The following is a 459-nucleotide window of genomic DNA, read 5'->3' as shown; positions in this document are numbered from 1 at the left end:
ACGGCCGCCATGGCCGTGGGTTTTGTGGGTGGGGCGCTGTTCTACAACGGTGGGCAGTTCGCTGCGAACATGGGCCATCGACTGGCGGAAAGCGGCAATGGCTACGCGACCGGGGTCAATCCGCTCGGCGCGGCGCAGGCCGCGAGTGCCGACGAAGAGCATGGCGAGGACGGCGATGGTCATGCACAAGGCGATGAGTCGGCAGAGGGGCATGTCGAGGAGGGTGGGCTGCAGCTCAGCGACGTGCAGATCGCCGCTGCCGGTATCGAGCTCGCCGAAGCGCAGGCACGCAGCATGAGCACCTATATCTCGCTTCCTGGCGAAGTGAATTTCGATGAGGAGCGCACGGCGCACGTGGTCCCGCCCAGTGCCGGGGTGGTCGAGCGGGTGCTGGTCGGCCTGGGGCAGAAGGTGGCGGCTGGCGAGGCGCTGGCGGTGATCGTCAGCCAGCAGGTTTCC

Annotated in this window: 1 protein-coding gene; it reads left to right on the top strand. The window is 67.3% G+C overall.

Annotated elements, in window-relative coordinates; all coding sequences use genetic code 11:
- Window positions 1–459: efflux RND transporter periplasmic adaptor subunit (locus J0A65_RS25785; RefSeq protein WP_206597053.1), on the top strand; the 459-nt coding region annotated here is incomplete at both ends.

The organism is Bowmanella yangjiangensis (assembly GCF_017255015.1).
Lineage (GTDB): Bacteria > Pseudomonadota > Gammaproteobacteria > Enterobacterales > Alteromonadaceae > Bowmanella > Bowmanella yangjiangensis.
Note: the sequence above shows the minus strand (reverse complement) of the source record. Positions and strands in the feature narration are given on the sequence as shown.